This window comes from Variovorax sp. OK212, assembly GCF_900112425.1.
Lineage (GTDB): Bacteria > Pseudomonadota > Gammaproteobacteria > Burkholderiales > Burkholderiaceae_C > Variovorax.
Genome location: NZ_FOLP01000026.1, coordinates 49,314 through 63,819, shown reverse-complemented (window position 1 = coordinate 63,819; position 14,506 = coordinate 49,314). Strand labels below are relative to the sequence as shown.

The following is a 14,506-nucleotide window of genomic DNA, read 5'->3' as shown; positions in this document are numbered from 1 at the left end:
GGGGAGGCTTTCTTTCTGTGAAAGGGGTCAGGCCTGTGCGCGGTCGGTGGCCGCGCCGGCGTCGATGCGGCTGAGCGCCTGCGCCGCGCGCTGCAATGCGGGCAGCAGCGTCTTCGCCCTGGCCGCGTCGAGCCGCATCACCGGCGCCTGCACGGCAATGCACAGGTTGGAAGGCGCGTCGTCGCCCGAAGGCACCAGCGTGGCGATGCACAGCAGGCCGGGCAGGAATTCTTCGTGGTCGATGGCGTAGCCGTCCTTGCGCACGCGCTGCACTTCTTTCTCGAGCGCCTCGGGGTTGGTCAGCGTCTTCGCGGTGTAGGCCTCCAGCGGCGCGTTCGACAGCAGGCGGCGGCGCTGCGCGGCGCTCATCTGCGACAGAAAGATCTTGCCGCTGGCCGAGCAGTGCGCCGGCACGCGCGAGCCCGAGTGCAGGTAGAAGCGCAGCGGCGCGGCGGTCTCCACGCGGTCGAGGTACACCACCTCGCTGCCCGAGAGCGCCGTGAGGTTGCAGCTCTCGCCGATTTCCTCGACCAGTTGACGCAGCACCGTATGGCGCGCACCGTGCAGGCTGTCGTTGAGCAGCAGGTTCTCGGCCAGCCGCCGCAGCCGCGTGCCGATGCCGTAGTGCCGGCCGTCGCCTTCGCGCTGCAACAGGCCCGAGCCTTCGAGCTGCTGCAGCATGCGGTGCAGCGTGGGCTTGGGCATGCCGGTTTCTTCCACCAGGCCCTGCAGCGAATAGCGCTGGTCCTTCGCGGCCATGACCTCGAGCAGCGCGAACAGGCGCATGGTGGGCGTGTCCCCCCCCGTGGCGGGCGGCTCGGCTGCTTGCATGGGGAGCCCTTTGACGATCTTCATGGGCCGGATCATAGGTGTTTTACAAAAAAAGAGACATGGCGTACCGTTTTTTGTAAATTGTTTGACGCCAGCCGGATGCCGTCCTATATTCCGCCGGAATGAATTTCGGAACAAGGAGTTCCGAAGTTTCAAAGCGCCGGACCACCGGCAACCGATCGCCACATCCTTCAGGAGACGCTTTCCATGAGCCAGAAGCAACCCGCAGCCCCCGCCCAGCCTTCGCGTGAAGCCGTCACGGGCGTGCAGAAGATGACCCCCTCCGAGGCCTTCGTCGAGACCATGGTCGCCAACGGCGTGACCGACATCTTCGGCATCATGGGCTCGGCCTTCATGGACGCGATGGACATCTTCGCGCCCGCCGGCATCCGCCTGGTGCCGGTGGTGCACGAGCAGGGCGGTGCCCACATGGCCGACGGCTATGCGCGCGTGTCGGGCCGCCACGGCGTGGTGATCGGGCAGAACGGCCCCGGCATCAGCAACTGCGTGACGGCCGTGGCCGCGGCCTACTGGGCGCACAGCCCGGTGGTGATGATCACGCCCGAGACCGGCACCATGGGCATGGGCCTGGGCGGCTTCCAGGAAGCCAACCAGCTGCCGATGTTCCAGGAGTTCACCAAGTACCAGGGCCATGTGAACAACCCCAAGCGCATGGCCGAGTACACGGCGCGCTGCTTCGACCGCGCCATCTCCGAGATGGGCCCGACGCAGCTCAACATTCCGCGCGACTACTTCTACGGCGAGCTCACCACCGAGATTCCCAAGCCGATGCGCGTGGAGCGCGGCTCGGGCGGCGAGAACAGCCTGAACGCGGCCGTCGAACTGCTGGCCTCGGCCAAGTTCCCGGTGATCCTGTCGGGCGGCGGCGTGGTCATGGGCGACGCGGTGAAAGAGTGCAAGGCGCTGGCCGAACGCCTGGGCGCGCCGGTGGCCAACGGCTACCTGCGCAACGACTCCTTCCCCGCGAGCCACCCGCTGTGGGCCGGCCCGCTGGGCTACCAGGGCTCCAAGGCCGCGATGAAGCTCATCGCGCAGGCCGACGTGGTGCTCGCGCTGGGTTCGCGCATGGGTCCGTTCGGCACGCTGCCGCAGCACGGCATGGACTACTGGCCGAAGGACGCGAAGATCATCCAGGTCGAGGCCGACCACACCAACCTCGGGCTGGTGAAGAAGATCACCGTGGGCATTCACGGCGACGCCAAGGCCACGGCCAAGGAGCTGCTCAAGCGCCTGCAGGGCAAGACGCTGGCCTGCGACGCCAGCAAGGCCGAGCGCGCCGACAAGATCAAGGCCGAGAAGGCCGCGTGGGAAAAGGAGCTCGACGAGTGGACCCACGAGCGCGACCAGTTCAGCCTGGACGCCATCGAGGAAGCCAAGGGCGAGAAGACACCCACCGGCGGCAGCTACCTGCACCCGCGCCAGGTGCTGCGCGAACTCGAGAAGGCCATGCCGCCGCGCGTGATGGTCTCCACCGACATCGGCAACATCAACGCCATTGCCAACAGCTACCTGCGCTTCGAGGAGCCGCGCAGCTTCTTCGCGCCGATGAGCTTCGGCAACTGCGGCTACTCGCTGCCCACCATGATCGGCGCCAAGTGCGCGGCGCCCGACCGCCCGGCCGTGGCCTATGCGGGCGACGGCGCCTGGGGCATGAGCATGGTGGAAATCATGACGGCCGTGCGCCACGACATTCCGGTGACGGCCGTGGTCTTCCACAACCGCCAGTGGGGCGCGGAGAAGAAGAACCAGGTCGACTTCTACAACCGCCGCTTCGTGGCCGGCGAGCTCGAGAGCGAGAGCTTCGCGGGCATCGCCAAGGCCATGGGCGCCGAGGGCATCGTGGTCGACAGGATCGAGGACGTGGGCCCGGCGCTGAAGAAAGCCATCGACATGCAGATGAAGGAAGGCAAGACCTGCGTCATCGAGATCATGTGCACGCGCGAACTGGGCGACCCGTTCCGCCGCGACGCGCTGGCCAAGCCGGTACGATTCCTGGACAAGTACAAGGATTACGTCTGAACCCATGACCGATTCGCTGCTGACGCTCAACGCGGGCTCCTCGTCCATCAAGGTCGCATTGTTCGATGCGGCCGCTCCGGGTGGCGGCGACGCGTTGCCGTCGGCACGCTGGTCGGGCCAGGCCGACGGCCTGGGGGCGGGCCTGAAGGCGCGGCTGCGCGTGCGCGATGCGCAGGGGCAGACGCTGCTCGACGAAGCGCTCGACGGCGGGCAGGCCTCGCACCAGGGGGCGCTGGCCGCCTTGCTCGAATGGCATGCGAAGGAGAGCGAGAGCGAGGGAGAGGGAGAGGGCGAGGGCGGCCGCATTGCGGCGGTGGGGCACCGCATCGTGCACGGCGGCACGGACTTCGTGGCGCCGGTGCGTGTCGATGCGGCCTTGCTCGATGCGCTGGCCAGGCTCGAACCCTTGGCGCCGCTGCACCAGCCGCACAACCTGGCGGGCGTGCGCGCGGCCATGGCGGCGTTCGAAGGCGTGCCGCAGGTGGCATGCTTCGACACGGCCTTTCACGCGGTGCAGCCCGAGGTCAACCGGCGCTTCGCGCTGCCGCGCGAGCTGCATGACGCGGGCGTGCGGCGCTACGGCTTTCACGGCCTGTCTTACGAATCGATCGTGGCGCAGTTCGGCGCCATCGCGCCCGAGCTGGCGCAAAAGCGCGTGATCGTCGCGCACCTGGGCAACGGCGCGTCGATGTGCGGCATGCGGCAAGGCCGCTCGGTCGCCACGACGATGACTTTTTCTCCGCTCGACGGGCTGACGATGGGCACGCGCTGCGGCCACATCGACGCGGCCGTGGTGCTGTACCTGCTGCGCTCGCGCGGCATGTCGCCCGACGATGTCGAGAAGCTGCTGTTCCGCGAATCGGGTCTGCTCGGCATGTCGGGCGTGTCGAGCGACATGCGCGCGCTCGAGGCGTCGAGCGCGCCTGCCGCGGCGCAGGCCATCGGGCATTTCGCCGAGCAGGTCGTCCAGCACATGGGCAGCCTCGCGGGCGCGCTGCGCGGTGTGGATGCCATCGTGTTCACCGGCGGCATCGGCGAGAACGCCGCACCGCTGCGCGAACGCATCCTCGAAGACTGCGAATGGCTGGGCGTGCACGTCGACGCGGCCGCCAACCGCGGCGGCGCCGCCCGGCTCAGTACCGCCGAGAGCCCGGTGAGCGCGTGGGTGCTGCGCACCGACGAGGAAGCGGTGATCGCGCGGCACACGGCGCGCGTGCTGCACGCCTGAGCCGCCTGATCCGCTTGATCCGCTTGATCCGCCTGGCCCGCCAGCGAGTCGGTTTCAACTCGGCTGGATCGCCGCCGACTTGATCACCTGCGCCCAGCGCGCGATCTCGTCGTTGAGAAAGGCCGCGAACCGGTCGGGCCCGCGCGCATCGATGCTGAAGCCCTGCTGGCGCATGCGCTCGGCGATGTCGGGCGCGCCCATGATCTTCACCACCTCCGCGCCCAGTTTCTGCACGGCCGCATCGGGCATGCCGGCGGGCGCCATCATGCCGGTCCAGTTCTCCACCAGCAGCGCGGGCATGCCCGCTTCGGCCGTGGTCGGCACATCGGGCAGCGCGGGGTAGCGCGTCTTGCTGGCAATGGCGAGCGCGCGCAGCTTGCCGCCCTTCACGTGAGGGATCGACTCGGGGTAGTTGGAGAACACGATGTCGAGCTGCCCGCCGATCAGGTCGGTCATCGACGCCGAGCCGCCCTTGTAGGGCACGTGCTGGATGGCCGACTTGTTCAGGTCGTTGAAGAGCGCGAGCGTCAGGTGCGGCGGCGTGCCGCTGCCGCTGGAGCCGGCGTTGAGCTTGCGCGTCTTCGACTGCGCCATCAGGTCCTTCAGGTCGTGGATGGGGCTGGACGCCGGCACCACGATCAGCATCGGGCTGCCCGCCATCAGCGCCACGGGGCGCAGGTCTTTCTGGAAGTTGAAGGGCGACTTGGGAAACAGCGTCACGTTGGCGGCGTGCGTCAGCGTGATCGCCAGCAGCGTGTTGCCGTCGGGCGCGGCCTTGGCCACCACGTCGGCGCCGATCTGGCCGTTGCCGCCGGGCTTGTTGTCCACCACCACGCTGACCTTCCAGTGCTCGCCGAGCTGCTGGCCGACCTGGCGCGCCATGACGTCGGTGAGCCCGCCGGCCAGGAAGGGCACCACGTAGCGGATGGTCGCGTCGGAGCGGGGGTAGTCGGTGCCCTGCGCCCAACCCATCGCGGGGACCAGTGTGCCCATCGCGCCCATGGCCCCCATGGCGCTCATGGCCGCGGCGTGCCGCAGCACCTCGCGTCGTTGCATGCTTTTCATCGTCTTGTCTCCTTTTGTTGTGGGAACTCACGGCGCCGCGCGGGCCAGCTCAGCCCAGCAGCGCGTCGGGTACGGCGATTCCTTTCTGTTCGGCCTCCAGCCGCAGGTGTTCGCGCCGCGCGCCGGGCAGCCGCACGCCTTCGTCGCGGAGCATTTCGCTCACCAGCACCTCGATGCGGTCGAGGTAGCCCGCCGACCCGGCCAGCGCGCCGGGGTCGATGACGATGAAGGCCTGGCCGATGCGCGGGCGGTTGCCCGCGTCCTCGAAGAAGCTCGAGGCCTCGAAGCCGAACTGCGCGCCGATGAGCGCGGTCACCAGCAGCTCCACCACCAGTGCGAGCATCGCGCCCTTGGGGCTGCTGGCGGCACCGACCGGCAGCATCGAGCCTTCGAGCGCGGCCTGTGCGTCGGTGGTGGGGCGGCCTTCCTTGTCGAGCGCCCAACCTACGGGAATGGGCTTGCCCTGTTTCGCCGCGACCATGACCTTGCCGCGTGCCGCTTCGGAGAGGCTCAGGTCGATCATCAGCGGCGCGGCATCGCGCCGCGGGAACACGGCCGCCACCGGGTTGGTGCCGAAGATCGGGTGCCTGCCGCCCGCCGCCGGCATCGCGGCCGGCGAGTTGGCGAAGCCCAGCCCGACCATGCCCGCCGCGGCCGCCGCGCGCAGGTGGTCGACGACCACGCCGCAGTGGTGGCTGTTGGCGACCCCCGCGATGCTGATGCCGAACTCGCGCGCCCGCGCAATGGCCTCGGCCACCGCCATCTCGCAGGCCGCGAAAGCCAGGCCCTCGTGCGCGTCGATCAGCGCCGCGCCGCCCTTGGCGTGGCGCAGCGTGGGCACCGCGTTGCCGTTCACGCGGCCGTTGCGCAGGTGGGTGGTGTATTGCGCGACGCGGCTCAGGCCGTGCGAGCCTATGCCTTGCGCCTCGGCCAGCACCAGCGCGCGCGCCGTGGCGCCGGCCATGGTGTCGTTCGCGCCCGCGGCGCGCAGCGCCTGTGCGACCGCGTCGCGCGCCTGTTGCAGGTTGAGCGTGGCCATCAGTGCAAGGCCTCCAGCACCTTCTGCGCGATGAGCTGGCTCACGCGCTCGTTCGACTCGATGGTCACGCCCGCGATGTGCGGCGTCAGCAGCAGGTTGGGGCAATCCTCGAAATGCGGCGAGGCCGCGAGCGGCTCGGTGTCGAACACGTCGAGCGCCGCACCGCCGAGCCGGCCTTCGCGCAGCGCCTGCGCCAGCGCCACCTCGTCGACGATGCCGCCGCGCGCGCTGTTGACGAGCACGGCGGCCGGCTTCATGGTGGCAATGCGCGCCGCACCGAAGAGCCCGCGCGTGGAATCGACCAGCGGCAGGTGCAGGCTCACCACGTCGGCCTGCGCGAGCAGTTCGTCGAGCGTGGCGCAGCAGCGCACGCCGCCTTGCGCGAACGCGGGATGGCTTGCGTCCATCACCGCGTCGAAGGCGATGGCCGGCATGCCCAGCGCGCCGGCCAGCCGCGCGGTCAGCTGGCCGATGGCGCCGAAGCCCACCAGCCCCAGCGTCTTGCCCGACAGCTCGCGCCCGTTCGACAGCGCCGCGCGCGGCCAGCGGCCCGACGCCACGGCGGGCGTGCACGCACAGGCGCCGCGCAGCAGCAGCATCGCGCTGGCGATCACGTATTCGGCCACGCTCAGCGCATTGGCGCCCGTGGCCGGAATCACGCGCATGCCGCGCGCCTCGCAGCCGGGCACGTCGATGTTGTCCAGCCCCACGCCCAGGCGGCCCACCGCCCGGCAGCGCGCGAGCGCGTCCAGCAGTTCGCCGCGCACCTGCGTGCGGTTGCGCACGATGAGCGCGTCGGCACCGGGCGCCTCGCGGTGCAGGCGGGCGCCGTCGTCCACCAGGTGGGGGTCGTACAGCACGTCGTGTTGTGCGCGAAGCTGCGCAACCGCAGCCTCGTCCATGAATTCCGCAATGACGATTCTTCTCTTCATGCAATCCTCGATGGCCTGGGTGTGTGCGGGCGCGCAGCACGCCGAAGGTGCTGCGCGCGGGGCGGGCCGCGGCACGGTGCCGGCGGCCCGTGGGGCGCTCGGCCGCGTTCAGGCCGATTCGTAGAGCCGCGTCATCACGAACTCGCGATGGCCCAGCGCCTCGGCCGCGGTGAGCCGGCCGTTGGCCGTGCGCAGCATGCATTCGAGCAACTGGTCGCCGGCCTGGTCGAGCGTCATCTCGCGCTGCAGCAGGCCCGAGGTGTCGACGTCGACGTGCTCGCTCATGAGCCGCACGGTGCGCGGGTTGGCGCAGATCTTGATGACCGGAAGAATCGGGTTGCCGATGACGTTGCCCTGGCCCGTGGGAAAGAAGTGCACCGCATAGCCCGAGGCCGCGCACAGCGTGACCATCTCGGCCGCCGCGCTCGAGGAGTCCATGAACCACAGGCCCGGGCCGGTCGGCACCTCGGCCTTGTCGAGCACACCGTCGACCAGGCACTTCTTGCCGATCTTCTGGATGTTGCCCAGCGCCTTCTCCTCGATGGTCGTGAGGCCGCCCGCGATGTTGCCCTTGGTGGGCTGCGAGTCCGACAGGTCGCTGGTCTTGTGGCGGTTGATCATGGCCTGGTAGCGGTCGAACATGAACATGAAGCGCTCCTTCACCTCCGGCGTGCGGCAGCGCTCGGCCACGATGCGCTCGCCGCCGGTGATCTCGGAGGTCTCGCCGAACACCAGCGTGTTGCCGGTCTCGTAGAGCTTGTCGAAGGCGTTGCCCACGGTGGGGTTGGAGCCGCAGCCCGAGGTGGTGTCGCTCTCGCCGCACTTGGTGGACACCCACAGCTCGTGGATGGCGCAGGGCTCGCGCTGCTTCTCGCTGGCGGCCTGCACGAACGCGCGCGCCACCTTGCTGGCACGCAGGATGGTGTCGTGGTCGCCGTGGCCCTCGATGCCGAAGCCCACCACCGGCTTGCCCGTGGTGGCGATGCCTTCGACCACCTTCTGCGTCCAGCTGTCCTCGATGCCGATGACCACGACGGCGGCCACGTTGGGGTTGCAGCCGGCGCCGATGAGCGTGCGGAAGTGCAGGTCGAGGTCGGCGCCGAACTGCAGGCGGCCGTAGGGGTGGGGAATGGCGAGCGCGCCCTTGATGTTGTGCGCGACCGCTTCGGCGGCGGCGTTGGAAAGGTCGTCCAGCGGCAGGATGACGACGTGGTTGCGGATGCCGACGCGGCCGTTCTCGCGGCGGTAGCCGAGGAAGGTGGTGTCTTTGGAAATGATGGACATGCGGTGCTTTCGGGTTCGTGGGGAATGGACCTGGTGGTGCGCAGCGGGGGCGCCTACCAGCGCTTGGTCTTGATGTTCTGCACGTGCGCGTGTTCGCCCGCCTTGATCGGCGCGACCACCTTGCCCATGTCGATGCCGTACTTCCACACCGTGTCGCCGGGCGCCATGTCGCGCAGCGCGACCTTGTGGCCGATCGGGATGTCCTGGCGCGCGTCGACGCTGGTCATCCGGTCCTCGTCCATGATCCAGCCGCTGAGCGACATGCCGGCTTTCACGCCTTCCACCACCACCACCGCGACCGTGTCCTTCGCGTCGTGCAGAACGAAATGAATCATCGTTGTCTCCTGTTCGGACTCGCTGAAAATTTGCAGCGAGGGCAGTGTCCGAGCGCGTGTCTCCGAGTGTCAAACAGGTCATATGAATGACTTGTATGAATCGCGAGGCGGGCTCAACATCGCGGCATGCGCCGATCGAACACCCTGTCTTCGCTGTCAGCCTTCGAGCCGATTCCGGCCGACGCGGCCGGTGCGCCGCTCTACCGGCTGGTGCGTCGCTCGCTGTTGCGCGCCATCGAGTCGGGGCGTTGCGCGGCGGGCAGCGCGCTGCCCAGCGAGCGCGCGCTGGCGGGTGCGCTGGGCGTGTCGATCGGCACGCTGCGCCACGCCACCGACGACCTGGTGGCCGAGCACATCCTCGTGCGGCGGCAGGGGCGCGGCACCTTCGTTGCAGTGCACAACGCCGACCGCTTCATGTTCCAGTTCTTCCATGTGGAGCGCAGCGACGGCTTGCGCCAGGCGCCGCAGGTGGAGCTGGTGGCTTTCGAGCGCGTGCGCATGGACGAGGAGCCCGCGCAGGCGTTGGGCCTGAAGACCGGCGAACCCGCGATCCAGATCGACAACCGCCTGCTGCTGCAGGGCCGCGCGGTGATCCACGACCGGCTGACGCTGCCGGCGATGCTCTTCAAGGGCCTGACCGAGAAGCGCTTTCGCGAGCGGCCGAGCACCATCTACCACCTCTACCAGACCGAGTTCGGCATCACCGTGACGCTGGCGCGCGAACGCGCCCGCGCGATGACGGCCGACCGCAGCGTGGTGCGCATCCTGGGCGTGGCCGCGGGCTCGCCGGTGATGGAGGTGCGGCGCACCGCGCTGACCTTCGGCGACAAGCCGGTGGAGTACCGCGTGTCGACCATTCACACGGCGCACTACGAGTACGTGCACCAGCTGTCGCGGCCGGCTTAGGCGGCTGATGCACCGGCGGCGATGACGGGAGGCTAGCGGGGTGCAACCCCGCGCGGCACGCTCACGCCGCAATGGCGCAGGAAGTCCGCCGTGGCGCCGCCCAGCAGCTTGTCGCGGTGCATCACGGTCGCGAGCTTGCGCACGCCCGCGGGCAGCCGCGTGCGCAGTTCGACCAGGTGGCCGTCTTCCAGCGCCTGCGCCACCGTGTAGCGCGACAGGCAGGCCAGCCCGGTGCCCGCGGCCACCACGCGCTTGATGGCCTCGGTGCTGCCCAGCTCGAAGCCCACCTTCACCTGCTCCAGGTTCTGGATCAGCCAGGCATCGGTGACCTGGCGCGTGCCCGAGCCGTGCTCGCGCAGCACCCAGGTGGCTTGCGACAGCTGCCTGTGCGTGGCCACGCGTCCCGCCAGCGCATGGCCGGGCGCGGCCACGATCACCAGCTCGTCGCTGCGCCAGGCGCGCACCACCAGGTCGGGGTGCGTCTGCGGCCCTTCGATGAAGCCCACGTCGACGTCGAAGCCCGCCACCGCCTGGATCACGTCGTGCGTGTTGGCAATGTGCAGGTGCACCTGGCTCTGCGGGTGCAGCGCGGTCCATTGCGACACGCGCTCGGGCAGCAGGTACTCGCCGATGGTGAAGCTCGCCGCCACGCGCAGCGGCGCCGCATGCTCGCCGCTGAAGAGCGTCTGCACCTCGCTGGCCTGGTCGAGCAGCGCCTGTGCCTTGGGCAACAGGGCGCGGCCGTTCTCGTTGAGCACCAGCCGGCGGCCGATGCGGTCGAACAGCAGCACGCCGACCGACTCCTCGAGGTCGGCCAGCGCGCTGCTGGCGGCCGACTGCGAGCGCGCGATGCGGTCGGCCGCCGCGCGGGTGCTGCCGCCGCGCGCGGTGGCCACGAACACCTCGAGCTGGCGCAGGTTCAGGCGCAGGCGCTGGCTGGAGAGTTGATCTGTTTTTCCGGTCATGGTGAGCGATATTCTCCGCTTTTCCGATTGATCCAGGCTCCCTACCATCGACGCTGCCACGCATGAAAACAAAGGACCGCCAGTGTTCAGTTTCCTGTCCCGCGAGCCGGTGCACGACCCCCTCCGCGCGCCCACCCCCACGGTCGATACCACGGTCAAGACCACCACCTGCTACATGTGCGCCTGCCGCTGCGGCATTCGCGTGCATTTGCGCGAGGGCGAGGGCAAGGACGCCCGCCCCGAGGTGCGCTACATCGACGGCAACCCCGACCATCCGCTGAACAAGGGCGTGATCTGCGCCAAGGGTTCGTCGGGGATCATGAAGCAGGTGTCGCCCGCGCGCATCACGCAGCCGCTGCTGCGCAAGGCCGGCAGCGAGCGCGGCGCCGGCGAGTTCGAGCCCATCAGCTGGGAGCGCGCCTACGACATGCTGACCGAGCGGCTCGGCAAGATCCGCGCGACCGACCCGAAGAAGTTCGCGCTGTTCACCGGGCGCGACCAGATGCAGGCGCTCACCGGCCTGTTCGCGCGGCAGTTCGGCACGCCCAACTACGCGGCGCACGGCGGCTTCTGTTCGGTGAACATGGCCGCGGGAATGATCTACACCATCGGCGGCAGCTTCTGGGAGTTCGGCGGCCCCGACCTGGAGCGCGCCAAGCTGTTCGTGATGATCGGCACCGCCGAGGACCACCACAGCAACCCGATGAAGATCGCCATCAGCAAGTTCAAGCGCGATGGCGGGCGCTTCATCTCGATCAACCCGGTGCGCACGGGCTACTCGGCCATTGCGGACGAGTGGATCCCGATCAAGCCCGGCACCGACGGCGCGCTGTTCATGGCGCTGCTGCACGAACTCATTGCGAGCGACCTGGTCGACCATGCGTTCATGAAGCGCTTCACCAACGCACCGCAACTCGTGGTGCTGGACGACTGCGAGCGGCAGGGCCTGTTCGCCTTCGACCCGGACCCCGAGCGCGGCCCGCCCGGCGACGGCCGCAACCCGCACAACAAGCTGGTGTGGGACTTGAGCGACGGCAGCGTGAAGAACGCCTACCCCGAAGGCATTGCCGACGGCTGCGACCCGGCGCTCGAAGGCCACTACACGCTGGCCGACGGCACGCGCGTGGCGCCGTCGTTCCAGCTGCTGCGCGAACGCGTGGCGAGCTGCACGCCCGAGTGGGCGCAGGCCATCACCGGCATCGACGCGCAGCGCATCCGCAAGCTCGCGCGCGAGATGGGCGAGACGGCGCTGAAGCAGGCCTTCGAGCTGCCCATCCCGTGGACCGACGCGTGGGGCAAGAAGCACCCGGCCACGCAGGCGCGCCCCGTGGCCTTCCACGCGATGCGCGGGCTGGCGGCGCACTCCAACGGCTTCCAGACGGTGCGTGCGCTGGCCATTCTCATGAGCGTGCTGGGCACCATCGACGCGCCGGGGGGCTTCAGGCACAAGGCGCCGTACCCGCGCCACATCGTGCCGAACTACCGCGCCTTCAACGACCCCGGCATGATCCAGCCGAACACGCCGCTCAATGCGGCGCCGCTGGGTTTTCCGGCCAGCCCCGACGAGCTGGCGATCAACCCCGACGGCTCGCCGATCCGCATCGACCATGCGTTCTCGTGGGAGCACCCGCTGTCGGCGCACGGGCTCATGCACAACGTGATCACCAACGCGGTGAAGGGCGACCCGTACCGCATCGACACGCTGCTGATCTTCATGGCCAACATGGCGTGGAACTCGAGCATGAACACGATGGCGGTGCGCGAGATGCTCAACCGCAAGGACGAGAAGGGCGAGCACATGATCCCCTTCCTGGTGGTGTGCGACGCGTTCCAGAGCGAGACCGTGGCCTTTGCCGACCTGGTGCTGCCCGACACCACGTACCTGGAGCGCCACGACGTGATGGGCATGCTCGACCGGCCGATCTCGGAGTTCGACGGGCCGGTGGATTCGGTGCGCGTGCCCGTGGTGCCGCCCACCGGCGAGTGCCGGCCCTTCCAGGAGGTGCTGATCGAGCTGGCCTCGCGGCTGAAGTTTCCGGCCTTCACCACGCCGGAGGGCGCTCGCAAGTACAGCGGGTACCCGGACTTCGTCGTCAACTTCGAGCCGCAGCCGGGCATCGGTTTTCTCATGGGCTGGCGCGGCAAGGACGGCACCGAGCACCTGCGCGGCGCGCCGAACCCGAAGCAGTGGGAGGCCTACGCGCAGAACAACTGCGTGTTCCAGTACCACATGCCCGAGACCATGCACTACATGCGCAACTGGAACCGGGAGTACCTGGACTTCGCGAAAGACAAGGGCTGGCGCCAGCGCAACGACCCGGTGCAGCTGGCGCTGTACTCCGACACGCTGCAGAGTTTCAGGCTCGCCGCGCAGGGCAAGAGCGCGGGGCGGCAGCCGCCCGACGCGCTGCGCGAGCGCATCGACACGTACTTCGATCCGTTGCCGTTCTGGTATGCGCCGCTGGAAGAGGCCGCGACCGACCTGGAGGCCTATCCGCTCAACGCGCTCACGCAGCGGCCGATGGCCATGTACCACTCGTGGGACTCGCAGAACGCGTGGCTGCGGCAGATCCACAGCCACAACTACCTGCACGTGAACCCGTTGACGGCGCAGGCCGCTGGCATCGCGGACGGCGGCTGGTGCTGGGTCGAGAGCCGCTGGGGGCAGGTGCGCTGCATGCTGCGCTACAGCGAGGCGGTGGAACCCGGCACGGTGTGGACCTGGAACGCCATCGGCAAGGCCGACGGCGCGTGGCAGCTCGCGCCCGGTGCGGACGAGGCGCGCAAGGGTTTCCTGCTGAACCACCTGATCAGCGAGGAGCTGCCGTTTGCCGGCACCGCGAGCGGAACCATCAGCAACTCGGACCCCATCACCGGACAGGCCGGCTGGTACGACGTGCGCGTGCGGATACGGCCGGCCGAGCCCGGCGAACCCGAGGAGAGCTTTCCGCAGATGGCGAGCATGCCGGTGGTGCCGGGCGTGCTGGGGAAGGCGGCGAGCGTGTTGACGTACTTTGCGGGGAGGGGCAAGAAATGATGCAGTGGCTGAAGGACCTGATGGCGGTGGCGGCCCCGTCCCCGGCTTCGCTCCCTCCCCTTCCGGGGGAGGGCTGGGGTGGGGGCGGCGGCGTTGGAACTGCGAGCCTTGCTTCAATGAAGGCCGTCGTGCCCCCACCCCAACCCTCCCCCGGGAGGGGAGGGAGCCCTGCGACGAAGCGCGCCGAGCCCGGCGAAACGCTGGCCAAGCAACTCGCCCTCGTCATCGACCTGAACGTCTGCGTCGGCTGCCATGCCTGCGTGACCTCGTGCAAGCAATGGAACACCTCGGGCAGCGCCGGCCCGCTCGCCGACGAGCGGCCCTACGCGGCCAGCCCCACCGGCACCTTTTTCAACCGGGTGCAGACCTACGAGGCCGGCGCCTTTCCGGTCACCGAGACCATCCACTTCCCCAAGAGCTGCCTGCACTGCGAAGACCCGCCCTGCGTGCCCGTGTGCCCCACGGGCGCAAGCTACAAGCGCAAGGAAGACGGCATCGTGCTGGTCGACTACGACAAGTGCATCGGCTGCAAGTACTGCGCGTGGGCCTGCCCCTACGGTGCGCGCGAGCTCGACGAGGAGCGCCAGGTCATGACCAAGTGCACCCTGTGCGTGGACCGCATCTACGACGAACAGCTGCCGAAGGAAGACCGCAAGCCCGCCTGCGTGAAGGCCTGCCCGACCGGCGCGCGCATCTTCGGCGACGTGAAGGACCCGGACTCCGAGGTGTCGAGGGCGATCCGCGAACGCGGCGGCTACCAGCTGATGCCCGAATGGGAGACGCAGCCGGCCAACCAGTATCTGCCGCGGCACATCACGCAGCCGGCGGACGCACGGGAGTAGCC

General features: G+C 69.2%; 12 protein-coding genes. 5 read left to right on the top strand and 7 right to left on the bottom strand.

Going from position 1 to position 14,506, the window contains the following annotated elements; all coding sequences use genetic code 11:
• Positions 1–27: 27 nt before the first annotated feature.
• Positions 28–855, bottom strand: coding sequence for an IclR family transcriptional regulator (locus BM004_RS36200; RefSeq protein ID WP_218152771.1), 828 nt, complete (start codon positions 853–855; stop codon positions 28–30).
• 183 nt (positions 856–1,038) lie between these two features.
• Between BM004_RS36200 and xsc the strand changes: the two genes are divergently transcribed.
• Both xsc and BM004_RS36190 read left to right on the top strand, forming a co-directional pair.
• A complete protein-coding gene (gene xsc, locus BM004_RS36195) occupies positions 1,039–2,871 on the top strand; it encodes a sulfoacetaldehyde acetyltransferase (RefSeq protein WP_093221017.1) in 1,833 nt (610 codons plus the stop codon).
• 4 nt (positions 2,872–2,875) lie between these two features.
• Positions 2,876–4,099, top strand: coding sequence for an acetate/propionate family kinase (locus BM004_RS36190; protein ID WP_093221015.1), 1,224 nt, complete (start codon positions 2,876–2,878; stop codon positions 4,097–4,099).
• Positions 4,100–4,153: 54 nt separating this feature from the next.
• Here BM004_RS36190 and BM004_RS36185 read toward each other — a convergent pair whose 3' ends face one another.
• From BM004_RS36185 to BM004_RS36165, 5 genes are all read right to left on the bottom strand, one after another.
• Positions 4,154–5,155 (bottom strand): Bug family tripartite tricarboxylate transporter substrate binding protein, encoded by a 1,002-nt coding sequence (locus BM004_RS36185; RefSeq protein ID WP_093221117.1) that lies wholly within the window; start codon positions 5,153–5,155, stop codon positions 4,154–4,156.
• Between the two features lie 58 nt (positions 5,156–5,213).
• A complete protein-coding gene (locus tag BM004_RS36180; protein WP_093221011.1) occupies positions 5,214–6,203 on the bottom strand; it encodes an Ldh family oxidoreductase in 990 nt (329 codons plus the stop codon).
• Complete coding sequence (locus BM004_RS36175) at positions 6,203–7,135, bottom strand: hydroxyacid dehydrogenase (protein WP_177206727.1); 933 nt, start codon at positions 7,133–7,135, stop codon at positions 6,203–6,205. Before BM004_RS36175 ends, BM004_RS36180 begins: the two co-directional genes overlap by 1 nt.
• Before the next feature lie 108 nt (positions 7,136–7,243).
• Entirely contained in the window at positions 7,244–8,419 is a 1,176-nt protein-coding gene (locus BM004_RS36170; RefSeq protein WP_093221008.1) for a UxaA family hydrolase, read from the bottom strand.
• A gap of 53 nt (positions 8,420–8,472) precedes the next feature.
• Positions 8,473–8,754: a UxaA family hydrolase gene (locus tag BM004_RS36165; protein WP_093135268.1), complete on the bottom strand. Its 282-nt coding sequence runs from the start codon at positions 8,752–8,754 to the stop codon at positions 8,473–8,475.
• Between the two features lie 126 nt (positions 8,755–8,880).
• Between BM004_RS36165 and BM004_RS36160 the strand changes: the two genes are divergently transcribed.
• Entirely contained in the window at positions 8,881–9,660 is a 780-nt protein-coding gene (locus BM004_RS36160) for a GntR family transcriptional regulator (RefSeq protein WP_093135271.1), read from the top strand.
• Between the two features lie 32 nt (positions 9,661–9,692).
• Here the strand turns inward: BM004_RS36160 and BM004_RS36155 are convergent, their stop codons facing one another.
• The gene (locus BM004_RS36155) at positions 9,693–10,625 is read right to left on the bottom strand and encodes a LysR family transcriptional regulator (protein WP_093221006.1); all 933 of its coding nucleotides are present in this window, start codon (positions 10,623–10,625) and stop codon (positions 9,693–9,695) included.
• Between the two features lie 82 nt (positions 10,626–10,707).
• Here BM004_RS36155 and BM004_RS36150 point away from each other — a divergent pair, with 82 nt between their 5' ends.
• Together BM004_RS36150 and BM004_RS36145 are read left to right on the top strand one after the other, a co-directional pair.
• Complete coding sequence (locus BM004_RS36150; RefSeq protein WP_093221003.1) at positions 10,708–13,662, top strand: molybdopterin oxidoreductase family protein; 2,955 nt, start codon at positions 10,708–10,710, stop codon at positions 13,660–13,662.
• The gene (locus tag BM004_RS36145) at positions 13,659–14,504 is read left to right on the top strand and encodes a 4Fe-4S dicluster domain-containing protein (RefSeq protein WP_371271198.1); all 846 of its coding nucleotides are present in this window, start codon (positions 13,659–13,661) and stop codon (positions 14,502–14,504) included. The genes BM004_RS36150 and BM004_RS36145 overlap by 4 nt, the downstream gene beginning before the upstream one ends.
• Positions 14,505–14,506 lie beyond the last annotated feature (2 nt).

Bases quoted from the DNA above. Each gene is read 5' to 3' on its own strand.
- BM004_RS36145 (WP_371271198.1), top strand. From the start codon at position 13,659: ATGATGCAGTGGCTGAAGGACCTGATGGCGGTGGCGGCCCCGTCCCCG.
- BM004_RS36155 (WP_093221006.1), bottom strand. From the start codon at position 10,625: ATGACCGGAAAAACAGATCAACTCTCCAGCCAGCGCCTGCGCCTGAAC.
- BM004_RS36175 (WP_177206727.1), bottom strand. From the start codon at position 7,135: ATGAAGAGAAGAATCGTCATTGCGGAATTCATGGACGAGGCTGCGGTT.
- BM004_RS36200 (WP_218152771.1), bottom strand. From the start codon at position 855: ATGAAGATCGTCAAAGGGCTCCCCATGCAAGCAGCCGAGCCGCCCGCC.
- BM004_RS36165 (WP_093135268.1), bottom strand. From the start codon at position 8,754: ATGATTCATTTCGTTCTGCACGACGCGAAGGACACGGTCGCGGTGGTG.
- BM004_RS36170 (WP_093221008.1), bottom strand. From the start codon at position 8,419: ATGTCCATCATTTCCAAAGACACCACCTTCCTCGGCTACCGCCGCGAG.
- BM004_RS36180 (WP_093221011.1), bottom strand. From the start codon at position 6,203: ATGGCCACGCTCAACCTGCAACAGGCGCGCGACGCGGTCGCACAGGCG.
- BM004_RS36190 (WP_093221015.1), top strand. From the start codon at position 2,876: ATGACCGATTCGCTGCTGACGCTCAACGCGGGCTCCTCGTCCATCAAG.
- BM004_RS36185 (WP_093221117.1), bottom strand. From the start codon at position 5,155: ATGCAACGACGCGAGGTGCTGCGGCACGCCGCGGCCATGAGCGCCATG.
- BM004_RS36160 (WP_093135271.1), top strand. From the start codon at position 8,881: ATGCGCCGATCGAACACCCTGTCTTCGCTGTCAGCCTTCGAGCCGATT.
- xsc (WP_093221017.1), top strand. From the start codon at position 1,039: ATGAGCCAGAAGCAACCCGCAGCCCCCGCCCAGCCTTCGCGTGAAGCC.